The organism is Geobacter benzoatilyticus (assembly GCF_017338855.1).
GTDB classification, from domain to species: Bacteria; Desulfobacterota; Desulfuromonadia; order Geobacterales; family Geobacteraceae; genus Geobacter; species Geobacter benzoatilyticus.
This window is the reverse complement of the sequence record NZ_CP071382.1, coordinates 2,018,877-2,044,367: the sequence shown is the minus strand read 5'-3', so window position 1 is coordinate 2,044,367 and position 25,491 is coordinate 2,018,877. Positions and strand designations below refer to the sequence as shown.

The 25,491-nt window shown below is 61.3% G+C and carries 19 protein-coding genes and 1 riboswitch; of the genes, 5 read left to right on the top strand and 14 right to left on the bottom strand.

Features of this window, described 5'->3' with window-relative positions; all coding sequences use genetic code 11:
* Window positions 1-41: 41 nt before the first annotated feature.
* The 8 genes from JZM60_RS09660 to JZM60_RS09625 form a co-directional block, all read right to left on the bottom strand.
* Window positions 42-1,982, bottom strand: a complete 1,941-nt coding sequence (locus tag JZM60_RS09660; RefSeq protein ID WP_207162113.1) for an aconitate hydratase — start codon at window positions 1,980-1,982, stop codon at window positions 42-44.
* An 11-nt stretch (window positions 1,983-1,993) separates the two neighbouring features.
* Complete coding sequence (gene lpdA, locus JZM60_RS09655) at window positions 1,994-3,403, bottom strand: dihydrolipoyl dehydrogenase (RefSeq protein WP_207162111.1); 1,410 nt, start codon at window positions 3,401-3,403, stop codon at window positions 1,994-1,996.
* Window positions 3,404-3,429: 26 nt separating this feature from the next.
* Entirely contained in the window at window positions 3,430-4,608 is a 1,179-nt protein-coding gene (gene odhB, locus JZM60_RS09650) for a 2-oxoglutarate dehydrogenase complex dihydrolipoyllysine-residue succinyltransferase (RefSeq protein ID WP_207162110.1), read from the bottom strand.
* 121 nt (window positions 4,609-4,729) lie between these two features.
* Window positions 4,730-7,414 carry a 2-oxoglutarate dehydrogenase E1 component gene (locus JZM60_RS09645; protein WP_207162109.1) on the bottom strand — a complete coding sequence of 895 codons (2,685 nt, stop codon included), beginning with the start codon at window positions 7,412-7,414 and terminating at the stop codon, window positions 4,730-4,732.
* A 90-nt stretch (window positions 7,415-7,504) separates the two neighbouring features.
* Window positions 7,505-9,901 (bottom strand): heavy metal translocating P-type ATPase, encoded by a 2,397-nt coding sequence (locus JZM60_RS09640; protein WP_207162108.1) that lies wholly within the window; start codon window positions 9,899-9,901, stop codon window positions 7,505-7,507.
* Complete coding sequence (locus tag JZM60_RS09635) at window positions 9,894-10,946, bottom strand: AI-2E family transporter (RefSeq protein WP_207162107.1); 1,053 nt, start codon at window positions 10,944-10,946, stop codon at window positions 9,894-9,896. The genes JZM60_RS09640 and JZM60_RS09635 overlap by 8 nt, the downstream gene beginning before the upstream one ends.
* Before the next feature lies 1 nt (window position 10,947).
* Window positions 10,948-11,994 (bottom strand): AI-2E family transporter, encoded by a 1,047-nt coding sequence (locus JZM60_RS09630; RefSeq protein WP_207162105.1) that lies wholly within the window; start codon window positions 11,992-11,994, stop codon window positions 10,948-10,950.
* 33 nt (window positions 11,995-12,027) lie between these two features.
* Window positions 12,028-12,465 carry a UPF0158 family protein gene (locus tag JZM60_RS09625; RefSeq protein WP_207162103.1) on the bottom strand — a complete coding sequence of 146 codons (438 nt, stop codon included), beginning with the start codon at window positions 12,463-12,465 and terminating at the stop codon, window positions 12,028-12,030.
* A 60-nt stretch (window positions 12,466-12,525) separates the two neighbouring features.
* On the opposite strand from JZM60_RS09625, the gene JZM60_RS09620 reads away from it, so the two are divergent.
* Window positions 12,526-13,260 carry a UDP-2,3-diacylglucosamine diphosphatase gene (locus JZM60_RS09620; RefSeq protein WP_207162101.1) on the top strand — a complete coding sequence of 245 codons (735 nt, stop codon included), beginning with the start codon at window positions 12,526-12,528 and terminating at the stop codon, window positions 13,258-13,260.
* Window positions 13,261-13,266: 6 nt separating this feature from the next.
* Here JZM60_RS09620 and JZM60_RS09615 read toward each other — a convergent pair whose 3' ends face one another.
* The 5 genes from JZM60_RS09615 to JZM60_RS09595 all read right to left on the bottom strand — a co-directional run bounded on the left by JZM60_RS09615 (window position 13,267) and on the right by JZM60_RS09595 (window position 17,378).
* Window positions 13,267-13,503 carry a YkgJ family cysteine cluster protein gene (locus JZM60_RS09615; RefSeq protein ID WP_207162099.1) on the bottom strand — a complete coding sequence of 79 codons (237 nt, stop codon included), beginning with the start codon at window positions 13,501-13,503 and terminating at the stop codon, window positions 13,267-13,269.
* A 61-nt stretch (window positions 13,504-13,564) separates the two neighbouring features.
* Window positions 13,565-14,929 (bottom strand): penicillin-binding transpeptidase domain-containing protein, encoded by a 1,365-nt coding sequence (locus tag JZM60_RS09610; RefSeq protein WP_207162097.1) that lies wholly within the window; start codon window positions 14,927-14,929, stop codon window positions 13,565-13,567.
* A 133-nt stretch (window positions 14,930-15,062) separates the two neighbouring features.
* Window positions 15,063-16,424, bottom strand: a complete 1,362-nt coding sequence (locus tag JZM60_RS09605; protein WP_207162095.1) for a YihY/virulence factor BrkB family protein — start codon at window positions 16,422-16,424, stop codon at window positions 15,063-15,065.
* 68 nt (window positions 16,425-16,492) lie between these two features.
* Window positions 16,493-16,807, bottom strand: coding sequence for a YtxH domain-containing protein (locus JZM60_RS09600; RefSeq protein ID WP_207162093.1), 315 nt, complete (start codon window positions 16,805-16,807; stop codon window positions 16,493-16,495).
* A gap of 4 nt (window positions 16,808-16,811) precedes the next feature.
* Window positions 16,812-17,378, bottom strand: coding sequence for a DUF948 domain-containing protein (locus JZM60_RS09595; RefSeq protein ID WP_241426207.1), 567 nt, complete (start codon window positions 17,376-17,378; stop codon window positions 16,812-16,814).
* A gap of 54 nt (window positions 17,379-17,432) precedes the next feature.
* Window positions 17,433-17,564: riboswitch (SAM riboswitch) on the top strand.
* Between the two features lie 94 nt (window positions 17,565-17,658).
* Here JZM60_RS09595 and metX point away from each other — a divergent pair.
* The gene (gene metX / locus JZM60_RS09590; RefSeq protein WP_207162091.1) at window positions 17,659-18,768 is read left to right on the top strand and encodes a homoserine O-acetyltransferase MetX; all 1,110 of its coding nucleotides are present in this window, start codon (window positions 17,659-17,661) and stop codon (window positions 18,766-18,768) included.
* A 1-nt stretch (window position 18,769) separates the two neighbouring features.
* Here metX and JZM60_RS09585 read toward each other — a convergent pair whose 3' ends face one another.
* Window positions 18,770-19,792 carry a GPMC system family 4 glycosyltransferase gene (locus JZM60_RS09585; RefSeq protein WP_207162089.1) on the bottom strand — a complete coding sequence of 341 codons (1,023 nt, stop codon included), beginning with the start codon at window positions 19,790-19,792 and terminating at the stop codon, window positions 18,770-18,772.
* Between the two features lie 129 nt (window positions 19,793-19,921).
* On the opposite strand from JZM60_RS09585, the gene JZM60_RS09580 reads away from it, so the two are divergent.
* From JZM60_RS09580 to JZM60_RS09570, 3 genes are all read left to right on the top strand, one after another.
* On the top strand, window positions 19,922-20,677 hold the full coding sequence (locus tag JZM60_RS09580; protein WP_207162088.1) for a GPMC system MBL fold metallohydrolase: 756 nt from the start codon (window positions 19,922-19,924) through the stop codon (window positions 20,675-20,677).
* A gap of 36 nt (window positions 20,678-20,713) precedes the next feature.
* On the top strand, window positions 20,714-22,558 hold the full coding sequence (locus tag JZM60_RS09575; RefSeq protein ID WP_207162087.1) for a TIGR04442 family protein: 1,845 nt from the start codon (window positions 20,714-20,716) through the stop codon (window positions 22,556-22,558).
* Between the two features lie 62 nt (window positions 22,559-22,620).
* On the top strand, window positions 22,621-25,431 hold the full coding sequence (locus tag JZM60_RS09570; protein ID WP_207162086.1) for a GPMC system transcriptional regulator: 2,811 nt from the start codon (window positions 22,621-22,623) through the stop codon (window positions 25,429-25,431).
* The last annotated feature ends 60 nt before the right edge of the window (window positions 25,432-25,491 follow it).

The following is a 25,491-nucleotide window of genomic DNA, read 5'->3' as shown; positions in this document are numbered from 1 at the left end:
GGCAAACCATTATCAACTGCAGGGCGGTCCCGGGACCAGCCCTACACGTTCCCTTTCTTCACGTAGTTCAGAGTCCCTCCGGCCAACAGCTCCTGACGCTGCCGGTCGGAAACATCCAGGACAGTGATGATCTCCCGCCCTGCCACCTGCACCGGAATTTCCACGGCACCGGAGGCCACGAGCCTGCGCACATCGGGAAGTGTCAGCCGGTCCCCCTGCTTCAGGAGATCATAGTCGGCGGCATCTTTGAAGATGAGGGGGAGGATGCCGAAGTTGACCAGGTTCGCCTTGTGGATCCGCGCGAAGCTCTTGACGATCTTGGCCCGGATGCCGAGATAACGGGGCGCCAGGGCCGCATGCTCCCGGCTCGACCCCTGGCCGTAGTTCTCCCCGCCGACGACCACGCCGTTCCCCTTCTCCCTGGCCCGCTTATGGAAATCGGGGTCCAGCTGTTCGAAGACGAACTGGCTGATGGCCGGGATGTTGCTCCGGTACGGCAGCACCTTGTTCCCAGCAGGCATAATGGTGTCGGTGGAGATATTGTCCCCCACCGCGAAGATAACCTCCGCCTCCAGGGTTTCCGGCAATTCCTCGAAATCGGGGAACGGGACGATGTTGGGACCGGTGACTATATCCACCTTTTTCGCCTCCTCGGGCGGCAGGGGGAAGATGATGCTGGAGTCGTCCAGCACATACCGGGCCGGGTTCTGCACGTCGGGCCACGCCATGAGGCTTTCCAGCTTCCGGGGATCGGTGACCACGCCGAAGATGCCGGCGGCGGCCGCCGTCTCGGGGGAGCAGAGGTAGACCTTGTCGTTCTTGGTGCCGCTGCGGCCGGGGAAGTTGCGGGGAAAGGTGCGGAGGCTCACCTGGTCGGTCCCGGGCGCCTGCCCCATGCCGATGCAGCCGAGGCACCCCGGCTGGTGGATCTGGGCACCGGCCAGAAGGAGCATCATCACCCCCCCCTGGTCGGCCACGTTCTCCAGCACCTGACGGCTGCCGGGGTTCACGTTGAAGGAGACATGGGACGCCACGCGGCGGCCGTCCAGGATGCGGCAGACGGTCATGAGGTCCCGGAAGGCGGAGTTGGCGGAACTCCCCACCAGCACCTGATCCACCTTGAGCCCCTCCATGTCGGCCACCCGCACCACGTTGTCCGGCGACGACGGACAGGCGATGAGGGGTTCCACTGTGGCGAGGTCGATCTCTTCGTACTCGTCGTAGGCGGCGTCGGGGTCGGCCGAGAGCTCCTGCCAGACCTGGCCCCGCCCCTGGGCCTCCAGAAACTCACGGGTCCGGTGGTCCGAAGGGAAGAGGGAGGTGGTGGCACCCAGTTCCGCCCCCATGTTGCCGATGATGGCCCGATCGGTGGCCGAGAGGGTCGCCACGCCGGGGCCGTAGTACTCGATGATTTTCCCCACGCCCCCCTTCACCGTGTGGCGGCGAAGCATCTCCAGGATCACATCCTTGGCCGAGACCCAGGGCTGGAGCCGGCCCGTGAGCTTCACCCCCCAGATCTTCGGGCAGGGGAGATGGAACGGGTGCCCCGCCATGGCCAGGGAAACGTCGAGCCCCCCGGCTCCCATGGCGATCATGGCGAGGCCGGCGGCGGAGGTGGTGTGGGAGTCGGCCCCGAGCATGGTCCGGCCGGGAACGCCGAAGCGCTCCAGGTGCACCTGGTGGGAAACCCCGTTCCCCGGCTTGGAGAGGTGGATGCCGAACCGCTGGGCCGCAGTCATGAGAAAAATATGGTCATCGGCATTGCGGTTATCGGTCTGGAGCAGGTTATGGTCGATGTACTGGGCCGCCAGCTCCACCTTCACCCGGTCCACCCCCATGGCGATGAACTCCAGCATGGCCATGGTGCCGGTGGCGTCCTGCAGCAGCGCATGGTCTATCTTCAGGGCGATTTCCGTGCCCGGCTTCAGCTCGCCCTTAACAAGGTGCGCTTCGAGAATCTTAGTTGCGAGGTTCTTGCCCATGGGGATCTCCTTTACGCGTGTATCGCCCGCTTCTCCACGTCCAGGGCCGCTTCCTTCATGGCTTCAGACAGGGTAGGATGGGCATGGAAGGTCATGGCGATATCGGCGGCGCTGCCGCCGTAGGTCATCACCGTCACCGCCTCGGCAATCAGGTCCGATGCCCGTGGCCCGATGACGTGGATGCCCAGGACCCGGCCGCTGTCGGGTGTGGCGAGGATCTTCACGAACCCTTCGGTCTCGTCCATGCACTTGGCCCGGCCGTTGGCCATGAAGGGGGACTTGCCGACGCGGTACTCGACCCCGTCGGCCTTGAGCTGTTCCTCGGTCCCACCCACTCCGGCCGCTTCGGGCCATGTATAGACGATACCAGGGATGAAGCCATAGTCCACCACCGAAGCCTGCCCCGCGAGCCGCTCGGCAAAGACCTCCCCTTCAACCATGGCCTTGTGGGCCAGCATGGGGCCGGGGATCAGGTCGCCGATGGCGTAAATGCCCCGCACGGAGGACTGGTAGTTGTCATCCACCTTGATCCGCCCCCCTTCCAACCCCACGCCCAGTTCCTCCAGGCCGAGCCCGGCCGTAACGGGGCGCCGTCCCGCCGCCACCAGCACCTTGTCACAGACGATTTCCTCCTTGGCATCGCCCGCCTCCACGGTAACCACCGCCTTGCCGTCCCCTTTGGCAAACCCGGTAACCTTCGTTTCCATCCGGAAGGCGATTCCCTGCTTTTTCAGGGAGCGCATGAGCGTATCGGCCACCTGGCCGTCGGTATTGGGGAGCATCTTGGGAAGCACCTCCACCACCGTTACCCGGCTCCCGAGCCGCAGCCAGACCGACCCCAGCTCCAGCCCGATGTACCCCGCCCCCACCACCAGGAGGTGTTCCGGCACCCGGTCGAAGCAAAGGGCCTCCCGGGCGCTCACCACCGTCTCGCCGTCAAAGGGGATGGAGGGGATAGCCGCCGCCTCGCTCCCCGTGGCCAGGAGCACCCGTTTCCCCCGGAGCTGCTGCGGCCCCTCCGGCGTCGTCACTTCGACCCCATGGGCGCCGTCCCGCTCGCCGGTGAGCCGGGCCGTCCCCTGAACCCGGGCGATTTTGTTTTTCTTGAGGAGGAAGGCGACCCCGTCGGTCAGCTTCTTCACCACCTCGTCCTTGCGGGCCATCATCCGGGGGAGGTCAAGCCGCGGCGGGTCGATGGCGATGCCGTGGCCGGCGAACTTGTCCCGGGCCTGGGCGAAGAGCTCCGAGGAGTCCAGGAGCGCCTTACTGGGAATGCACCCTTCGTTGAGACAGACCCCGCCGAGAGTCTCCCGCTTCTCCACCACCGCCACGGCCAGGCCGAGCTGGGCCGCACGGATGGCGGCCACGTAGCCGCCGGGGCCGGCGCCAATGACGATGAGGTCGTAAATCTGTTCTGCCATGATTCCTCCCGGATTGCTGGTCGTTGCTATCCCTCGAGGAAGAGCTCTTCCGGCTCCTCCACGTACTCCTTCACCTTTTTCAGGAACCCCACCGCCTCCCGGCCGTCGATGATCCGGTGGTCGTAGGAGAGGGCCAGGTACATCATGGGGCGGATGACGATCTGGCCGTCGCGGACCACGGGGCGCTCCTGGACGGCGTGCATGCCGAGGACCCCGCTCTGGGGCGGATTGAGGATGGGGGTGGAGAGGAGGGAGCCGTAGACTCCGCCGTTGGAGATGCTGAAGGTACCCCCCTGGAGGTCCGACAGCTCCAGCCGGTTGGTCTTGATCTCCTCCACGAACCCCGCGATGGCCGCCTCGATCCCGGCGAAGGAGAGCCGGTCGGCATCACGGATGACCGGCACCACCAGCCCCTTCTCGGCGCCGATGGCGATGCCGATGTGGTAGTAGTGGTGGTGGACGATGTCGTTGCCATCGATGGCGGCGTTCACCGCCGGGAACTCCTTCAGGGCCTCCACGCACGCCTTCACGAAGAACGACATGAAGCCGAGGGAAACCCCGTGCTTCTTCTGGAAGTGCTCCTTGTGCTTCTTCCGCAGTTCCATGACCCGCCCCAGGTCCGCCTCGTTGAAGGTGGTGAGCATGGCTGTCTGCTGCCGCGCCGCCAGGAGCCGCTCGGCAATCCTCTTGCGGATGGGTGTCATGGGGGTGCGGGTTACGCGCTCCTCCGCCGGCTCTTTCAGATCGATCGGCGGCGGGGCCGGGGTAACAGCGGGTGCTCCCGATGCAAAAAGTTGCGGCTGTTCCCCTCCCTTCAGCAGATCGTCCACGGTCACCCGCCCGCCCCGGCCGGTCCCTTGCACCGTCTCGGGGCTGATCCCCTTCTCCTGGGCCAGTTTCCGGACCGCTGGCGACAAGGGGGGCGCTTCCTTTGGTACTCCGGTCTCGGCAGGTGCCGGCGCCTCCGCCGCCACACGCCCCTCGGCGATAATGCCGATGATGGCGCCGATCTTCACCGTGGCCCCCTCGGGCGCCATGATGGTGAGGACACCGTCGGCCTCGGCGTTGATCTCCATGGTAATCTTGTCGGTCTCGATCTCGCAGACCGGCTCGTCCTTTCGTACCGCTTCGCCGTTTTTCTTCAGCCATTTGCCCAAAAGGGCCTCGTAGACCGATTCGCCCACCGACGGGACTTTTATCTCCATATCACTCTCCGTTTAAAACTTCTTACCGATCAGGACATAACCAAGTCCCCCTTTTGCAAAGGGGGATTTAGGGGGATTTCCCTTTAATTGCCGCAGATAAAATCCCCCCTACCCCCCTTTCTCAAAGGGGGGGGGTAACATCTACGGCAAGGGCTTCCGCAACAATCCGCTCCTGCTCCTCCCCATGGAGCCGGTGTGACCCCACCGCGGGTACGTCGTTCTCCGGCCGCCCCACGTAGCGGGGCTCCCTTCCGAGGATTCCAGCCAGACAGGGCCGGATGAAGCTCCAGGCACCCATGTTCCGGGGCTCCTCCTGGACCCAGGCCACTTCCGCCGCGCCCCGGTAGGGCTCAAGGGTCTTCGCCAACAGGTCGTTCCGCAGGGGGTAAAGCTGCTCGATCCTGGCGATGGCCGTGTCCTGCCGGCCATCCTTCTCCAGCCGCTCCACCAGATCGTAGTAAATCTTGCCGGTACAGAGAAGGAGTCGCCGTGTCTTTGGAGGGGCTGCCCCCGCTACGATCACCTCCCGGAACCCGCCGGCCGCCAGTTCGTCCAGCCGGGAGACGCAGCGGGGGTGGCGCAGGAGGCTCTTGGGAGTGAAGACCACGAGGGGCTTGCGAAACGGCTGCTTAACCTGACGCCGCAGGAGATGAAAGAGCTGGGCCGGGGTGGAGGGATAGGCCACCTGCATGTTGTTGTCGGCGCAAAGCTGGAGATAGCGCTCGATGCGGGCGCTGGAGTGCTCGGCCCCCTGCCCCTCGAAGCCGTGGGGGAGAAGGAGAACCAGGCCGCTCACCCGCTGCCACTTGGACTCGCCCCCGGCAATGAACTGGTCGATGATGACCTGGGCGCCGTTGGCGAAGTCGCCGAACTGGGCCTCCCAGATGACGAGGGCCTCGGGCGCCTCCACCGAGTAGCCGTACTCGAAGCCGAGGACCGCGAACTCGGAGAGCATGCTGTCCCAGGCCTGGAAGGATGCCCCGCGGGCCGCCACTGCGGCGAGGGGTACATGGGCGTCGCCGGTGTTCATGTCATGGATGGCGGCGTGACGGTGCCCGAAGGTGCCACGCCTGGTATCCTCGCCGGAGAGCCGGACGGGGACCCCCTCGGCCAGGAGCGTTCCATAGGCCAGGGTTTCGGCATTGCCCCAATCGACACCCTCTCCCCGCTCGACGGCATCCCGCCGTTTGTCCAGCAGTGACGCGACTTTGGGATGGAGGCTGAAGCCTTCGGGGATAGAAACGAGCCGCCCCGCCAGCTCCCGCAGAATATCACGGGTAACGCCCGTTTCCACGGAACCGGGGCTGAAATCCCGGCGGTACTGTTCCCACTTCCCCTCGAAACCGCCGGCAACGGTACGGGGCGGAGCGCCCATGGCTGCGTCGAGGCGCTGTGCCATGGCGGACGCACGGGCCGTGATCTCGTCCCGCCCGACGCCCTCATCGGCCAGGCGGGAGGCATACAATTCGTGCACCGGCGGGCGGTCCTTGATGAGGCTGTACATGGCGGGCTGGGTAAAGTAGGGCTCGTCCCCCTCGTTGTGGCCGTGGCGGCGGTAGCAGATGATTTCAATCACCACGTCGGTGCCGAAGGCCTGCCGGTAGTCCAGGGCCAGCCGCGCCACATGAGCCGCCGCCTCCGGGTCCTCGCCGTGGACGTGAAAAACCGGGGCCGCCACCATTTTGGCCACGTCGGTGGCGTAGAGGGAAGAGCGGGCATCGGCCGGAAGCGTGGTAAAACCAATCTGGTTGTTGATGACGATGTGAATGGTGCCGCCGGTCCGGTACCCCTCCAACTGGGAAAGGTTGAGGGTCTCGGCCACCACCCCCTGGCCCGCGAAGGCGGCATCGCCATGAATCAGAACCGGGAGCACCCGCTGGTCGCTTCCAGCTCCGGCGGCATCCTGGCGGGCACGACACTTCCCCTCCACCACCGGGTCCACGGCCTCCAGGTGGGAGGGATTGAAGGCCAGGGTGAGGTGGATGGCGCGGCCGGGTGCCACCTCCCGGTCACTGGAGAACCCCTTGTGGTACTTAACGTCGCCATCCCCGACGACGCCGACGTTGTCGGCAAACTCCGCAAAGATGTTCTCCAGGGGCTTGCCGAGGATGTTCGCCAGGACATTGAGCCTCCCCCGGTGGGCCATCCCCAGGATGAGATCGGTGATGCCATGCTCCGCGGCCCGCGCCACCACCATATCCAGAAGCGGGATGAGGGTCTCGCCCCCCTCCAGGGAAAAGCGCTTCTGCCCCAGGAACTTGCGGTGGAGGAATTCCTCGAAGAGGGCCGCCTCCTGGAGGGAGCCGAGAATGTGGAGCTTCTCTTCCCGGGAGAATGAGGGACGGTTGCGGGCCGGCTCCATCCTCTCCATGAGCCAGGTCCGCACGGAGGGGGCCTGGATATGCATGAACTCCACCCCCACGGAGCGGCAGTAGGTTTCCCGCAGGGTTTCGAGAATCTCCCGCAGGGTCGCCTCCCGTTTCAGGAAGCGGCGGGGATGAAAGGTCCGGTCGAGATCGCTCTCATTCAGGTCGTAGTGATCGAGGGACAGGAGCGGATGCTCCAGCTTGCAGGGTGAAAGGGGGTCGGTGCAGGCCAGCAGGTGCCCCAGGTCACGGTAGCGGTAGATGAGGGAATCCACCGCCGACTGTCTGACTGCAAGCTCTGATGAGGCAGTGGTTCCGGCGGCAAGCTCGTAGCCGGCGAAGAAAGCCTGCCACTGGGGAGAAACGGCTGAGGGGTCGTCGCGCCAGCTGAGATAGAGAGATTCTATGAACTCCGGGTCGGCCCCGGGGAGAATGGTCATGTCTGCGTCCTTTCGACGGGATAACGCCGAAAGTATAACAGAGGGGGGAGTTGTTTCAACGCAGACCGCCGTCACCGTCGCCCGCGACGGTTAACCGAGCCTGCGTACAACCCTCCTGAGAAGAATCGAGTTGGTCACCACCGACACCGACGAAAAGGCCATGGCGAGGCCGGCGTACTCCGGCTTCAGGGTGATGCCGAAGGGGTAGTAGAGGACCCCTGCCGCCACGGGGATGCCGATGATGTTGTAGAAGAGTGCCCAGAAGAGGTTCTGCTTCACCTTGGCCAGGGTGGCGCGGCCGAGCCGGATGGCCCGTACCACGTCCATGAGGTCGTCCCGGACGAGAATCACGTCGCCGGTCTCCTTGGCCACGTCGGTGCCGCCGCCGATGGCGATTCCCACGTCGGCCCGGGCCAGGGCCGGGGCATCGTTGATGCCGTCACCCACCATGGCTGTGAATACCCCCCGTGCCTGGTACTCCTTTACCAGTTCCTGCTTGCGGCCGGGGAGGACTTCCGCCTCGAAGCCGTCAACCCCCGCCTCCCGTGCCACGGCGGCAGCCACGTCGCGGTGGTCGCCGGTAATCATGAAGGTGGCAATCCCCATGGCCTTCATGGCTGCCACGGCCGCGGCCGATCCCTCCTTGAGCCGGTCGGCCAGGGCGGCAACCCCCACAAGCTTCCCGCCGGCCGCCACGAAGACCAGGGACTTCCCCTCCCCCGCCAGCCGTGCTGACGCTTCAGCCAAGGGTGCGGTCACAATGCCCGACTCCTCCAGAAAGCGGGCATTGCCGGCCGTTACCTTCTCTCCCGCCACGGTGCAGGCAACGCCACCCCCTTCGACCTCCCGGCAGTCGGCCGCCTCTTCCGGCACCACGCCCCGCTCGGCGGCACCGGCCACGGCAGCCTGGGCCAGGGGGTGGGTGGAACGGGACTCGACCGAGGCGAGGAGCTTCAGGAGCCGGGCCTCCGTCTCTCCCGGCACCGCTACGATGTCGGTAAGGGCAGGCTCCCCTTCGGTAAGAGTACCGGTCTTGTCCAGAAGAATCGCCTGCACCATGGAGATGTTCTCCAGCACCGATCCCCGCTTCACCAGAATGCCGCGGCCGAGCCCCACGCCGCTCCCCACCATGATGGCGGTAGGCGTGGCGAGCCCCATGGCGCAGGGGCAGGCGATGACCACCACCGCAATGGCCAGCTTGAAGGCAAAGAGGAACTCGGCATGGAGCCCCCGGAACCAGACCACGAAGGTGATGGCCGCCAGAGCGATGACCACCGGCACGAAGACGCCGGAGACCCGGTCGGCAAAGCGTTGTATGGGGGCCTTGTCGGCCTGGGCCTCCCGCACCATCCGGACGATCTGGGAGAGGAGGGTCTCTTCGCCGATACGGGTGGCACGAACCGTGAGCACGCCGCCTTTGTTCACCGTGGCCCCGGTTACCGGATCGCCAGCCTTCTTCGCCACCGGCACCGACTCGCCGGTGACCATGGACTCGTCCACGGTGGAGCTCCCCTCCACCACCTCACCATCCACGGGAAGGGTCTCGCCGGGAAATACCCGCACCAGATCCCCCACCCGGACGGCTGAGGCCGGCACCTCCCGCTCCCCATCCGGGGTCACGAGCCTCGCCTTGTCGGCCTGGAGCCGCAGGAGTTTTTTCAGAGCTTCTCCCGCTTTCCCCCGGGCACGGGCCTCCAGGTACTTGCCGAGGCGGATGAAGGCGATGAGCATGGCCGAGGTTTCGAAGAAGACGTGTCCCCCATGCTCTCCGAAGGCGCCGAAAAAGGCGAAGAGGGAGTAGAAGTAGGCGGCGGAGGTCCCCAGCGCCACCAGGACATCCATGTTGGCGCTCTTGTTTTTCAGGGCAAACCAGCTCCCCCGGTAGAAGGTGAGCCCCGCCGAGAACTGGACTATGGTGGCCAGCACCAGGTTCATCCATCCCACGGCCCGGTTGTCGTGGAGGGTCATGGTGAGCATGATGGGGAGCGACAGGAGGGCGCTCAGGATGAACCAGTTCCGCTGGGAGAGAAGCTCCGAAGCGGCCTCGACGCCACCCTTTTCAGGCTCCACGGGGGTGTATCCGGCGTCGGTCACCAGGGCGAAAATGTCGGCCAGGCCGATGCTGGAAGAATCGAACCGCACCAGGGCTTCCTCCTGGGCCAGATTCACCACGGCGGCACTGACGGCCGGGTGCGAGAGAAGCTTTTTCTCCAGGTTCGCGACACAGGACGCACAATGGAGCCCCCGGACCCCGAAGCGGAGCTCGCCGGCCGCCGCCGGCCGCCGCGTTCCGTACCCCAGTTCCTTCACCCGGGCCGCGATGGCCTCCTCAGAAACTGCTGCCTCGTCGAACTCCACCGCCAGCTCTTCGGTGGCGAAGTTAACAACCGCCATGCCGACGCCATCCATCCGTGCCAGCTCCTTCTCGATCCGGGCCGCGCATCCAGCGCAGCTCATGCCGGTTATGCCGAAAATCGCCTTACGCATCCCGTTCCCCTCCCACCAGATACTCCTTCAACTCCACGGCACAGATTTTCACCACCGCCGTCACCGGCACCGCCAGCACCATCCCCCAGAATCCCATGAGCTCGCCCAGGGCCATGAGAGCAAAGATGACCGCCAGGGGGTTGAGCCGCAATGTTCCCCGCATGAGAAGCGGCTTTATGAGGTTACCCTCTATTATAACGAAGATAACGAAATAGACGGCGCAGACCAGCGGAATAATCCAGAGGTTTCCGGTTTCGGCGTACCCCATGAGGGCTGGAGGTATCACCGCGACAATGACCCCCACGTAGGGAACCACCGATGCGAACCCGGCAACGAGGCCGTTCAGAAGCGGGAACTCGATCCGGAGGAGATAGAGCGCCAGGGCCGACAAAATCCCCGCCAGGAGACAGTCGAAGAATTGGGCCAGGACGAAGCGCTCCAGCGAATTCTTGATCCGGCCTCCCACTATCCGGAAGGAATGGCGCTCGCGATGGGGGATGAAGCGGAGAAGCAAATCCTTGAAGAACTGTTTCGACGAAAGCATGAAAAAGACCAGTATCGGAGCGAGGACCAGGTTGAAGAGCCCGAAAAATGCAGCCTTCAGCTCATAGTACCCCTTGCCCGAGACCTCCAGGGCCAGCTTTTTGAGGGAATCCTCGGCCCGGGCAATGAGCCATTCTCCCTCCGCTCCCCCGTAATAGGGTGCAAGCCGCGCCTTCCAACCCTCCATTACCATCTCCAGATTCCGGGCATAGCGGGGAACCGCCCGGGGAAAAGCCTCCAGCTGATGGCTCAGATACGGGATGAGCGCAAAGAGCGAAAAGAATATCAGCACCGCAATACAGAGATAGAGAATCGCAATGGCGGGGATGCGTCCGAGCCCCTTGCTTTCCAGGTATTTCATGAAGGGGTTCAGCAGGTAGGCGATGACAAGCGAGGTAAGGATGGCCGAGAGGCTGTGCCGGGCCACGTGGCCAGCCAGGAGCACCACCCCCAGTATTCCGGCCAGGAACCAGGCGATATGGGCCGCGTCCCTCGGCCTCATCTCACGCCACCCGCGAAAGATCGCCGCGCCGAATGTGATCGGCCACGATCCGCACCGCGGCGGCAATTGGTATGGCGAGCAGAATCCCCCAGAATCCCATGAGTTCGCCGAAGAGCATGACGACAATGATCGTCACCAGTGGATTTAGGTCCATGGACTCCTTGAATACCAGGGGTTTCACCACGTACCCTTCGAGGAAATAGATTACTGCGAAGGCCCCGACTACCTGCATAAGAACCAGCCCGCTCTGGTATTGGACATAGGCAAAGAAAAGCGGCGGGAGCGTGGCAAGGATGACCCCGATGAAGGGGAGGACCGACGCAAGGCCGGCAAACATGCCGTTCAGGAAGGGATAATCGATGCCGAGAACAAAGAGGGCAATGATGGAGAGAACCGCCACTATGACCGAGACCATTATCTGTCCCCGGATGTAGCCGCCGACACTGGCGTTTATCTCTCGCCCCAGCGTCAGGACCGCTTCGCGCCTGGATGGTGGAAGCCAGCCGGTTATCCCTTCTTTAATCTCCTTCTTGTACCAGAGCATGAAGAAGATGAGAATGGGAGCCAGAACCAGGTTGAAGAGATTGAAGACAAAGCCGGTGGCAGCCCCATAGACCCAGGCCCCGAGGCGGCCGGCCAGCTTGTCGAGCTGAGAGGTTGCCGTTTCCAGGAGCCAGCGCCACTCATCGGCTGCGGAGGAAGGGACCAGCTGCATCTTCCAGGCAAGGACGATATCTTTCCCTTTCTGGAGATAGGCGGGAAGCCCGGTGAGAAACGCCTCCCAGCGAAGGCTGGCAAAGGGGACGATGAAGGCGACGAAGAACACCGACAGGATCGTGAGGACGAGGTAGAGGGCAATGATCCCCCAGGGGCGGCGGAGGCCGCGACGCTCCAGTATGACCACGAGGGGATCGAAGAGATAGGCAAAGACGAAGGAAAGCAGGAAGCAGGAAAGCGTGTGCCGGGTGGCGTAACCCGCTGCAATCACGGCCGCTGCGGCAAGGAGCCAGGTTATCCCCTTCTGTGCGGCCGATGCGTTTTCTCCCATGATTGCCCCCGCTCCCGCGACACCGGAAGTCCGCTAAAATTCCTCTTCAGTACTGAATAGATCATGCTCTTCCAACCAGTGCCTGATCCGTGACGAGATAGTCTCTTCCTTCATGGCCATGTACCGGTCGAACTCCTCCGGATAGAAGGACAGAATCTCATCCAGCTTCCCGTAGGGCTTTTTCCCCTCGAAGGCCCGTTCGAGCATCCGTTTCAACCCGTCGTTATCCACTCCGCGGATAAACTCGTGCAGCAGCAGGCGCTCCTGATCGTAGTCGAAGCAGGGAATCCGGAGGAAGCGCTCGCCGCTCTCCTCAAGGTCAGCCCAGAACTCATCGTCATCGTATTCGCTCGGCACGGAGAAAATTTCCCCCGTCTCCCGATCAAGGAAGAACAGGACGTCCGCATCCGGATTATCAAAGGCTTCCAGGAGATCTTCCCATGCTATCTCCACTTCCCGCATGAACCCCATGGCTACCCCACATCTCTCTCAGTCTTTACCTTTGCACGGCTTTTGTTCTATAGTGCCGCCATGCACGCTATTTTTATCGCCGACGCCCACCTGCGACACGAGGGGGACGAAAACTACCTGCTGCTCATGGAATTTCTGGACGGACTCAAGGGCTCCATCGACACCCTCTTTATCCTGGGAGACCTCTTCGAGTTCTGGGTAGGCTACGAAACCGTCCCCTTCACCCACTATCTCCCCATCCTGGCCCGACTGGAAGAACTGGTCAAAAGCGGCGTTGAAATCGTCTATGTGGAAGGGAACCACGATTTCAACATGGGGCCGTTTTTCACCAAAACCCTCGGCGCCCGCGTCTATCCCGATTCGGCGATCCTGCCCATAGAGGGGAAAAACGTCTATCTCTGCCACGGCGACAACGTGAACAGCCGGGATTACTCACACCGGCTCCTGCGCTGGGTCCTCCACAGCCCCATCATCCCTTTGGCCACCCATATCATCCCCCCCGCCGTTGCCTCGTGGATCGCCGAGAAGATGTCCGCCCAAAGCAAAAAGAAGCATGGCCGGCGCCGGCATCAATGGGACTATACAGCTCTTTTGCGCTCCTTTGCGGCAGAGCGGTTCAGGGAGGGGTGCGACGTGGTCGTCTCGGGACATTTCCACATCCCGTTCAAGGATGAAGCCGACGGCACCGTTCTTCTCTCCCTGGGAGACTGGATCACCCATTTTACCTATGGGGAATGGCGGGACGGCGTAGTGTCGCTGAAGCGATACCGGGAACCGGAGGCCGGGGACCGGTAAAAGCTGTCACTTCCGTTCGAGTCCGAACAGTTCCAGATATTTTTCCACCCGTTCCTCCAGGGTCGGCGCCGCCACCATGGAGCAGATCGCGTCGGGACGGTAACCCCGGCAGACCGCGGGACGCTCATCGTAAATGGTGCAAAGCCCTGATGCGTCCAGATGGATGCACGGCACCCCGGCAGGCTTCCCGAGAGTCGAAATGTCAGGGGCGGTACAACAGGTGCCGCAGCGAAGGCACTGCATCAATCCAACCTATTAAGTGATAATTTCTTGCCGGAATCCGCCCCGATCACCAGTAACGCCATTAGCGCCGGCTTTCCGGCCCCCGCATGAAGAATGCCTCAAGTGCCTGCTCGCCAAGATAGGGCGCTTTTATTTTCCACTTATCGGGATTCACAACAAGGGCGGCAAGCGCAATCTGGGGATTTTCAATGGGGGCATAGGCGGCAAACCAGCTGTAATGGCCCTCGGGATCGGTTCCGTTGATGGAGCCGGTCTTGGCGGCAATGTTGATATTGGCGATCTTGGGGCGGCCATGGCTGTCATGGAATGCCCGGCGGGAAGTTCCCCTGGTAACCGAGGAAGAGAGCATTTGCGAAAGCTGCGCCGTTACCTCGGGAGCCGCTATGGAGCGGATGGTACGGGGTACGTGGGTGTAGGTAACCTTGTCTTTGGTGTTTCTGATTTCATCGACAAGGGAGGGGGCGAGCATGGTGCCGCCGTTGGCGATGGCGGCCATCATGACGGCGGCATGGACCGGGGAAATCTTCACCTCGCGGCCAAGACCGGCTCCCATGAGCCGAAGGTCGTCTTCGGTCTGGGGGTGCTCCGCCTTGCTCGGCTGGACAGGCGTTCCGGGCAGCAGGTAGTGGTTGAAACCATAGCGCTCAGCACAGCGCAGCACCGACTCCCGCCCCGCTATGTCGCTGGCGAGCCTTCCGAAAACCGGATTGACCGACTTGCCCATGGCGGTCGTCAGGTCCATCTCCTGGGCTCCCCTTTTTGGCAAGGTGCTCCAGTAACGGGAACTCTCCGAATAGAGCCCCCCCCGGAAGGGAATTACCGTATCGGGGGTAACCTTTCCCTGCTCAAGGGCCGCCGTAGCGGTGACGATCTTGAAGAGGGAGGCCATGGGGTAGACGCCATAGTAAGCCCGTTCCGCCCATGCCGGCGACATGGACGAATGGGAAGCCAGGGCCAGGACTTTGCCGGTCTTGGGCTCGATTGCCACAAACACCCCGTAGGGGACGTCGAACTGGGCCATGACCTGCTCAACCCGCTGCTGGAGCTCGTTGTCTATGGAATAGACAATGGTCCCCCCTTCGGGAATGGGGGCCGTGAACCGGTTGCCATCGAACCGGGCCGTCGGGAGAAGTCCGGCGCCAAGGCGGAAAGAACTGAAAACATCGAGGTCGCGGGGAAGCTTTGATGTGGAATCCGTATCCTGACTGGTACTGGAAACGGCCGGGCGCCCGGAAAAAACGGACGAGAATATCGGATAGGACGCAATGGCCGCCGCAAGCAACGGAAGCATGACGCGGAGCCTCGTTTTGCGGGGTTTCGGCTCTTCGAGCCTCTTGAAGGAGTTACGGGGAGCAGCTTTCTGCCGCCTCTTGAGAGAGGAAAAAGAAAAACGGCCCTTACTGGTCAAATGTTTGAAATCTTGCATATATTATAGAAAACGGGTCTCGTGTCCCGAGCAGCAGGAAATGGCGTTAATGCGGTGATTCACGGCTGTTACACTGCCGCCACTATATGCAAAACCCCTCTTTTTGTCAACGACGGCCCCAGTTATCACCCTCTCATGAAACATGCTCCAGAGTACTATTGCCGGGTACCGGCAGCCGGGACGCCAAATCCCGGAAATTCAGGTCCCCGACCGCACCCTGAACAGCTCCCTCTATCGTGTCCCACAGGTCATTCACCACTGAAGAACCCTCTCCCTCCAGCCTCTCCGGGAGGTCAACCCCCTGGCTCCTCATTGCCGCAAGTACATCCCGCACCAGTATATGCTCCAATTCCCTTGCAGGCAGACAGAGGGGATCATCACCACACCCGGTCGCCACTATTCCGGCATCCACCAGGGATTCAAAAATCTCGCGCACTGACCGCTCGGGCACATCGAGGCGCTCGGCAAGCCCCGCCATGCTCCAGGCAGGGCGATCGTGATGAAACGCCAGCGAAATCTCGTAGAAAAAAGCCAGGGCCAGACGTTCGCGGGCAGCGCTGCTCAAGGCCGGGGTGCGCACCTCGCGCAGGAATGTCCGCAGATGCTGGTGAGCGTACACCACCTCCCCCCCCAGCAGAACAATGACCCAACTCGTGTAGAGCCACACCATGAAGACCGGCAGCACCGCCAGCGTACCGTATATGGCGTTGTACTTGGCCACCCCCACCTGGAAGGTGATATACCCCCACTGCGCCCCCTGCCAGAGGGTCCCGGCAATGACACCCCCCACCAGGGCCGACCGGAAGCGGATCTTGGTGTTGGGTATGAACATATAGAGGAAGACGAGGGCAAGCCAGATACTGACGTAGGGGACAAAATGGAAGATGAGAACCAGCAGATCGCCCAGGTACATGGTCTTCAGCAGCCACTGGACCAGAGCCTGGTTTTCGATGGTGGTGGTAGCGCTCACCGCGGCCAGGAGAAGAATCGGACCGCTCACCAGCACGCTCAGGTAATCGCTGAATTTGCGGTAAAGGGAGCGGGTCTCCCGGACACCCCATATTACGTTGAACGCTTCCTCCACGTTCCCCAGGAGCGTCACCACGGTAATGATGAGGGCGGCAAGGCCGACGGCGCCAAGGGAGCCCACCTTGGTGTTGTTGATATAGGTCACGATGCCGTCGACGATTTCGTGGGAACCAGCTGCCACCTGGTCAAGAATCAGGGGCTCCAGGGTATTCTGGACCCCGAACCCCTTCAGCACGGCGAAGGCAAGGGCAAAGAAGGGAACTATGGAAAGAAGCGTTGAAAAGGCGAGGGCCGACGCCCGGATGAGACACTGGTCGTCCAGGAAATCCTTTACGACCAGGGCACCGATCTGAAGCCAGCGCACGAGACGCCCCTTGACCGGGCCCAGGGAATCAGCCTCCATGGCCCACAGGGCATGGGTAAAAAAATCAACGATTTTGTCCGCCGCTCCCGCTTTTCGCGCCATGGCCCACCGTCCGCGCACATGAAAAAGCCCACGCGAAGTGGGCTTTTTCATGCTGCGATGTACAAATTCTACATCTGACCGTACTTGTCTTTTTCCCGCTCCATCGCTTCCTTGCCGGCTTCGATGGCCGAAGTGATGATCGACTTCTTCTCGGAGATCAGATCCTTCGTCTCTTCGTAGGTATCCTTGATCTTGCTCTGGGCCTCCTTGGTGAACCCCTTGATCCTGTCGATCGCATCATCGGTCAGGTCAAGAATATTCTCCCGCATCTCCTTGCCGGTTTTCGGCGCCAGCAGGAGCCCGAGCCCCGCGCCGACCGCGGTGCCTGCCAGAAATGAGAGGAAAACCGTCCCGACACTTATCCCTTTTTCGTCGTCTGCCATGACATTACCCCCTTCTAGTAATAATTCGCTGTGTAAGAAACTTGCCTGCCGCCCTCGCGCCGGTAAGCCAGATCGACGAGGTGGCCGCCGCTTGCGCAACCGACCCGACAACGGCATTGATGGTGCGAAGGTTGCGACCGGTGTCGCCGACAGCCTCCATGAAGGTCTGCACATCCTCGCGCTTTTCGGCGATCCCTGCGGTTACCGTACGCAGTTCGGTCAGGGTCCGCTCAAGCTCGATGAGCACCGGCTTCAGTTCGCCTCCGGTCTGACTTACGAATCCCCGCAGATCCGCCGCGGCCTTCCGGATCTCAATCAGGGTCGGGATCATGAAAGCCACCAGCACCACAAGAGCAAGGGCCAGCACAACCACGGCAAATGCAGTCACACTCATGTAGAACTTTTCCTCCAGAATGGAAAGTAATGTAAGTATAGAATAGAAGCTGGACAATGCAAGCATCCGGCCGGGGCCGGAAGTGGGGGTAACTATACCCCATCCCCCGCGGCGTTTGCAAACGAAATGCTCAGCAGTGGCGCGGAGTTCGCCCCATGGGCCGACACAAATTTTCATTTGACAAACCCAGGAAGCTTTCGTATTCTCTCATGAAAACCAAATAGAAACGCATTCTTATCAAGAGTGGTGGAGGGACAGGCCCTGTGAAACCACAGCAACCGGCCTTTTCCGGCTCGCATTCGATCTCGAAGACGAACCGGAAGGTGTCAGGTGCTAAATCCTGCCGGCAGGCAAAGATGAGAACGGCGCTTAATAACAGCCATAACTGTAATAAAGCCCCTTCTCGCCACCGCTGGAAGGGGCTTTGCTTTTACAACCACTGAATCAGGATTGACGAATGTCCGTCGGCATCGTGCAAAAAAAATCTGTGACCTTCGACTCCGAACTCCGGCTGGAGAGCGGCCGTATCCTCGGCCCCATCACGCTGGCCTACGAGACCTACGGCGAGCTCAATGCCGAGCGCTCCAACGCGGTCCTGGTTGCCCACGCCTGGACCGGCGACGCCCACCTGGCAGGGAAACACAGCGAAGACGACACGAAACCGGGATGGTGGGACGCAATCGTCGGGCCGGGGCGGCTTTTGGACACCGACCGCTGGTTCGTCATCTGCTCCAACGTAATCGGCTCCTGCTACGGCTCCACGGGCCCAGCCTCCATCAACCCCAGGACCGGCAAGCGCTACAATCTCTCGTTCCCGGTAATCACCGTCCGCGACATGGTCAAGGCCCAGGCAATGTTGCTGGATTACCTGGGAATAGACCGGCTCGTCACCGTGCTGGGGGGGAGCATGGGGGGGATGCAGGCCCTGGAATGGGCAACCCAGTTCCCCGACCGGGTCCGCTCGGCAATCGCCCTGGCCACCACGAGCCGCCCCTCGCCCCAGGCCATCTCCCTTAACGCCGTGGCCCGCTGGGCCATCTTCAACGACCCCACCTGGAAAAAGGGTGAGTACCGGAAGAACCCGAAGGACGGCCTGGCCCTGGCCAGGGGAATCGGGCATATCGCCTTTCTTTCCGACGAATCCATGTGGCAGAAGTTCGGCCGCCGCTTCAGCGCCCGGGACGGCCTCTTCGACTTCTTCGGCCAGTTCGAGGTGGAGCGCTATCTCTCCTACAACGGCTACAACTTCGTGGACCGCTTCGACACCAATTCATTCCTCTATCTGGCCAAGGCCCTTGACCTCTACGACCTGGCATGGGGATACGAATCCGTTGAGGAGGCGTTCGCCCAGGTAAAGGCGCCGATACAGTTCTTCGCCTTCACCTCCGACTGGCTCTACCCCCCCTACCAGACCGAGGAGATGGCAAACGTCCTGCGCTCCCTCGGCAAGCCGGTGGAGTACCACCTGATCGAGTCGGCCTACGGACACGACGCCTTCCTTCTGGAGCACGAAACCTTCACCCCCATGGTTCGGGAGTTTCTGGACAAGGTGGAAGAATCGCCGTAAATCAGCGCGACAGCACCCTGCAATACAGATCGCGATACGCCGCCGCCTCCCGCTCCACCGAGAACTGCTCCCGCACAAGCCGGCTCCCCTCATCCCCCAGCCGCCTTCGCAGTGCGCCGTCGCGCAGCAATTTTTCGGCTTTTTCCAGGAATTCCGCTTCGTGCCGGAACAAAAGCCCCGTTTTCCCTTCCTTGACCAGGGACCGGTTCCCCTCGATGTCCGCAGCCAGCACCGGCCGCCCGAAAGCCATGGCCTCCAGAACGCTGTTGGCCATTCCTCCTTCGAAAACCGAGGTATTGAGCACGACATCGGCCCGCCGGTAGAGCGCCCCGATGGCACCACGGCCGACAGCCCCCAGATAACGGGCAAAGGGGTAACGTTCCAGTTCCTCCAGCAGCTGCGCTCCGTATGCAGGATCAAGGACGGGTCCGGCCACCAGCAGCCGGATTCGGGGATCATTTCGATGGAGTTCGGCCAGTGGGGCCAGGGCGGAATCGATGTTCTTTACCGGACGAAGCCCTGCCGGGAGAAAGAACACGAACTCGCCGCCATCGAAGCGCTCAGGCCCCCAGGTGAAATCCTCGCCGGGGAGTTCAACCCCCTGGGGGATAATCTGGATTTTTTCCGCGAGACTCGGGTGGTGGCCGGCAATTCGCTGCTTTACGCTCGAGTCGAAAACCACGATGGCAGCAGCGTCACGAAGTACGGCCAGGGTTTCCCCCCTCCGGCCGTCCAGCATGGCCTCATAGACGTCGGAGCCGGTAATCGTGACGACATAGGCGACACCGGCGGCAGCGGCGATCTCCCTTGCCGGCCGCCCCCCGTGAAAGGCATGGAATCCATGAATGACATCGGGGCTCGTCGGCAGGACTTCCCGGAGGATATCACCGGCAGTCAGCGCGTCGAGGGAATAGACTGCCGTCTCGCAGCCGGCAGCGGCAAGGTTGCCTGCTATGCGCCTGACGGTGACGGCGTTCCCCCTGACGGGGGGGTTATAATACGGTGTGATGAAGGCAATCTTCATGGTTGCGGCCGACTCCTTTCGCGGCACAGATAGTAGCCCGCCGGAGCCTTCGGATGCAAGGACAAAGCCCTTGCGCCACTGCTCCGCCTCATGATATTTTCTGCCATATATCAGAGGGAATTCAAGTCCATGAAAATAACCATCTTAGGCAGCGGCACCTCCACCGGGGTCCCCATGGTCGGCTGTCACTGTTCCGTCTGCTCGTCCAGCAACCCGAAAGACAAACGGACCCGCGCTTCCATCATGATCGAGACCGGTGGAAAGTACATCCTGGTGGACACCTCTCCCGATCTGCGCCGCCAGGCCCTTCGGCAACAGATTCCCCACATCGACGCGGTGCTACTCACCCACCCCCACGCCGACCACGTGAACGGCATCGACGATCTCCGCGGCTACCACTTCATTCACCGCAGGGTGATTCCCTGCCACGGCAGCCGAGCGACCATGGATGCGGTAAAAAGCAAATTTCCCTACATTTTCAGAGGTTTTGAAGCAGCCGGCTACGCCCCCCTCATGGAAGCCCACACCACAAATGATCCGTTCACCCTCTTCGGGCAGACAATCGTACCGGTTCACCTCTACCACGGTTCCATGCCCGCCACCGGCTACCGGATCGACGGCGCCGCCTATCTCACAGACTGCAGCCGCATTCCCGAATCCTCCCTGGCGCTTCTGACAGGTCTCGACATCCTCATTATCGACGGCCTCCGCTACACCCCCCACGCAAACCACTTCAATATTGAAGGGGCGCTCAGGGTCGTTGAGCAACTGAAACCGGGACGGGCCATTCTTACCCACCTTACCCACGAGGTGGCCCACGCCGACGAGACGCGGCTCCCCGCAGGAGTTGAGTTCGCATATGACGGCATGGAGATTGCTTTGTAGCGGTTGCCTCGCCATCACATTCGACACAAGGTTCCCATGAACAAGGACATCCGCCTCCACGGACATATCGACGAACGAATCGAATATTACGCCATCGTGGCAGGCGAGGATGCCCACCGGCGCTACTTCTTCAATGCCGCAAAGGGAGAGGAAGCCGAACTCCGCCTGTTCTCCCCCGGAAACGAATTCGTCATCACCCGCAACGGCATAAGGCATGCCGGCAACGGGGGCTCCTTCTGCGAGTACATGTTCGGGGTCGATCAGCCGGTGGCCGACCTGGCAAAAGGCGACGTCATCAACCGCCTGGTGATCTATGGCGCCCATTCAGGCGATGAGAAGGGATATCTCCACTTCAGCGGGCAAACCGGCGGGCATCTCGATTACGACAGGGTATTCTTCGAAGGAAATGCGGTTGCGAACTACTTTTTTTTCATTGCCTCGGAGAGTCTCGGCGCAAGCCTTCCCATGCAGCAGGAAGCAATCGTCCGGAGTATCGGCAAAGCCCTCAAGCGTTCACCCGCCGTAGGTTTCCAGGACGAAAACGCCATTATCAACGAAGTGCTCGGGCGCATGGGCGATCCTGGCGCCCTTTTTTTCCTCTTCAAGCTTGTGAATGTCCACCATCGGGAATACTACGACACTTTCCGCCGCCTCTATTTCGCCAATAAAAAGATTTCAGACGATGATTTCAACGGGCTTATCGCCATTGCCGACCGCCATAACATAGATCGGTACCAACAGGAACGGATCCGCATCGATGTAATGTACAAGCATCCGGCTAACCGGCGCATCGTCGACGAATACCGCAGCATCCTCATCGCGTGCCACCGCCGGGGAGAGATCAACTCCCTGGAAAATGCGCGGCTCACCCGCCTCAAGACCCTGTCGGTGCGGAACAAGATCCCCAGCGCGCTCTTTTTTGCCCTCGACGACATGTTGAAAAAAGACAAAAAAATCGTTGGTGCGGAAGAACATGAATCCATCGCCGAAACCCGGCAGATACTCGCAGGACTTTTTCTGAGGGAGCGGGACATCGAGAGCGTCATCAACCGGGACGACCTGGTAAAGCTCCTCTTCGCCAAAAAACATGCGTCGGAAGACCGGGACCACACCTTCGAGGAAATCCTCCTCGACGCAAGCAAGCAGTGCGACGAGAGAATCCGCGACGGAGCCGACATGTCGCTCCTGGAAGGGTTTTCCCATATCATCACCTATTTCGACCGGTATGACGCCACGTCCCAGATGGTCAACCAGCTGGCATTCATGGAAAACGTGCGCATCTCCGAAGACATGATAAGAAGCCTGATGGGCAACAGGTACGCATTCGAGGAACTGAAGCCGGGGCTGTTCGGGGAAATATTCATCGATGGCCTGATGAAAAACAAATACCTGGGGCGATACGGGCAGAGAAAAGTCGCGGCACTCATTAAGGGCCTTCGGCTCATCGAGGAAAACCGGCTCACAGTTACAACACTGCTGGAAGAGCTTCTGACCATCGACCGGGAAGAGCGGCTCGCCATAGCACTGCTCAACCATGTGCGGGAGAGGATCAGGAACTTCTATTCCAATTACTCCACCAGGGAGGACCAGGAGGCCCTCAGGCGCGAAGTGACCGAAGATCTGCGCAACAGCAAGCTCATAAGCGGCGGTGTACCTGACCGGCTTTTCGATGAAGCCATCGTCACCATCAAGAAAGAGGCCATGTATCTTCACAACCTCTTCCCCATCATCCTGGCCCGCAAAGACAGCTCACTGCGGGAGGATTTCCTGGATAACTCCGGTCTCGACCGTTTCTACGTGGAGGAACTGGAACGGGAATACTTCGAACTCCACCAACTGGACATGGAAGAGTTGTACCAGATACGGAAAGGATTGAGTTGACTTCCCCTTCCCCATTCCTCTACACTTCCCTCTGAGTACATTTTCTACACTCAGAGGTTCCCATGAACACCATAAAAGCACAACTCGCCCACCTGCGCGAGCGGGTAGAGGGGTACGGCAAGGAAAACCTTGAAGAGATGCTCCATGCCGTTGCCGAGGGAGTCCATCTCGTTTCGGGCCAGGATCGGGTCCGCATCTATCTGGAGGACCTGACCAGCGGGGTCCTTTCCTGCGTCTACGCATCGGGCTCCATGGCCGACGAAATCCGCTCGGTAAGCTTCCCCATCATCTCCAGGGAGACAACGGTTTCCAGCGTCTTCGTCACCCAGTACCCGGCCGAATACAGACACGCTCCAGCCGGCGGAAGCACCTTCGACAACGGCTTCGCGGAACGCTTTGCCATCGGCGTATCCTCCCTTCTGCCCGTAGTAAGCCAGGGGAAATCCATCGGCGTCACCTGCATCGACCGGTTCCAGCCCGCGGAACTGCTGCGAGGGAAAGAAAAAGCGATCCTGGGCGAGTTCATCACGTCCGTGGCAGACCGGATAGACTCGGCCCGCATCTACCACCAGCAGCTCCTCCTGGCCCGGCGGGTCGATGAGTACAAAAAACGCGAAGCCGCCTCCTTCATGGTGCAGTCGGCGGTGCGGCTCATCGACAAACTGATGCTCGCCTCAGTCCTCGTACCGGTAACCGGTGATGACGGGACATCGCGGCTCGCTATCCTTGCCAGCCACTCGGAAGATCCCGCATTCTCTTCCCGCTACGAAGAACAGGGTGAGATCGCGCTCCAGCGGGGCACCTCCCTCATCTCCCGCTTCATCGACGACAACGCGGTAATCTCCGACGAGCGGCTTTTGCGGCCGCTTTTCATCCCCGATCTCACCCAGCATGCATTGCAAAAAAAAGCGCTCACCGAAGAGATGTCGCTCCGCTCCCTCTACGTGGTACCCCGCTATGAGCCGTCGAGCCGCAAAGTCATCTGCCTGGTAAACTATTTCACCCGCGAGCTCTACCGCTTCTCCGACTTTGAAATGGGGCTTCTCCAGACCCACGCCGAGATGGCTGAGCGGGCCGTGAATGAAATCGGCGGCGAGCACCTGGAGATCCGGGTCCTGGCCGAAATCACCGAACTCCTCCAGGAACGCGCCGAGGAGCTTCAGCCCTTTCTCACCAAGGTCCTCTCCAAAGCCACGGAACTCATCGGCGCCGACACGGGGAGCATCGCCATCGTAGAGGAACGCGAGGGTGGAAAATGGCTCGTGGTGGAAGATGAAGAGGGGACCATCGTCGGCGCCAAGAACAAGGCGTGGCTGAAGAAATACATTCCCCCCTTCCGGATCGGCGGAACGGAGCTCCCCCCTGAAGAGCGAAGCCTCACGGGCTACGCGGCCTGGTCGAAGCAGCCGAAGATCATCGCCCACGTTGCCGACGAGCAGAGCGGCGGAGGGTTCCACCGCTCAATGCACGAGCAGATTAAAAGCGAAATCGCCGTCCCCATCGTCTGCGACGACGAAGTAATCGCCGTGGTCTGCCTCAACTCCCTGAAGCCGGCCTGGTTCACCGAAGAGCACAAGCGGATACTCCAGATCATCGAACGGCTCACGGCCCGGCATATCTCCGACCTTCAGCGGATCGAGGGACTCCAGAGCGAGGTAACCCGGCTCAAGTCCGACGTGGCCTACAAGGACCCCCAGATATCCTCCTACCGCCTCGGCAACATCATCGGCAACAGCCGCAAGGCCCAGGAAATAGTCGACTTCATCGAGACCGTTTCGGTCCCCCTCTTCAACCGGATTACCCTCTGGAGCAAGAACGTTCTCCAGGAAGCCACCATCGGCCTCCCCTCCATTCTGGTACTGGGGCAGACCGGCGCCGGCAAGGAATTCTTCTTCAACAACCTCTACAACAAGCTGAACGAGATGTACCAGGAAAAGCTGAACCCAAACGGCCAGCTCCCGGTAAAGAAGACCAACATCGCCGCCTACAGCGGGGACCTCACCTACTCCGAGCTCTTCGGTCACAAGAAGGGGGCTTTCACGGGCGCCTACAGCGACCGCAAGGGAATCCTGGAAGAGGCGGCGGGGGGGATAGTGTTTCTGGACGAAATCGGCGACGCCGACCCCAAGACCCAGGTGCAGCTGCTGCGCTTTCTCGACAACGGCGGGTTCGTGCGCCTTGGCGACAACCAGGACCGCTTCAGCCGGGTCCTGCTCGTTGCCGCCACCAACAAGGACCTGACCGAAGAAATCCGGATGGGGAACTTCCGGGAAGACCTCTACCACCGCCTTTCAGAGCTTTCCATGCGGGTTCCGTCCCTGAACGACCGGCGCGAGGATATCCCCGACCTCGCCACCCACTTCCTCGGCAAGCTCTACCGCACCTACCGGGGCGACGAGCCGAAGGAGGACACTCCCGTACTTGCCCCCGAGGCCAAGCAGATATTGATGAACCACCACTACCAGGGCAACATCCGGGAACTGCGAAGTATCCTGCTGCGGGCACTCTTTTTCCGCAGGGGAAAAGTTCTGACCGCCGACGACATCCGCCATGCCCTGGCCGCAGGCATGCGGGAGCTACCCACTGCCAACTCCGCCCAGAAACTCAACGAACGGCTGGCAATGGAAATCATACAGCGCATCATCAACGGCGAAACCTTCTGGGATGCGGTCTATGAGCCCTACTCCGAAAACTCCATCTCCAGGGACGTGGTGCGGCTCGTCATAGAGCGGGCAAAGGAAGCGGCAGGCAAAGCCATGCCCCAGGTGGCCCGCTATCTCAAAGCCGTAAAGGACGGCGAAACGGAAAGCAATGAAGAGCGGAGAAAATTTTTCAAATTCAAAAATTTCCTCTACAAGACAGTGAAGATATGAGGGTTTGAGCACAGTTTTTAACTGTTTTGAAATATGTTTAAAAATAAGCATGTTGCAACT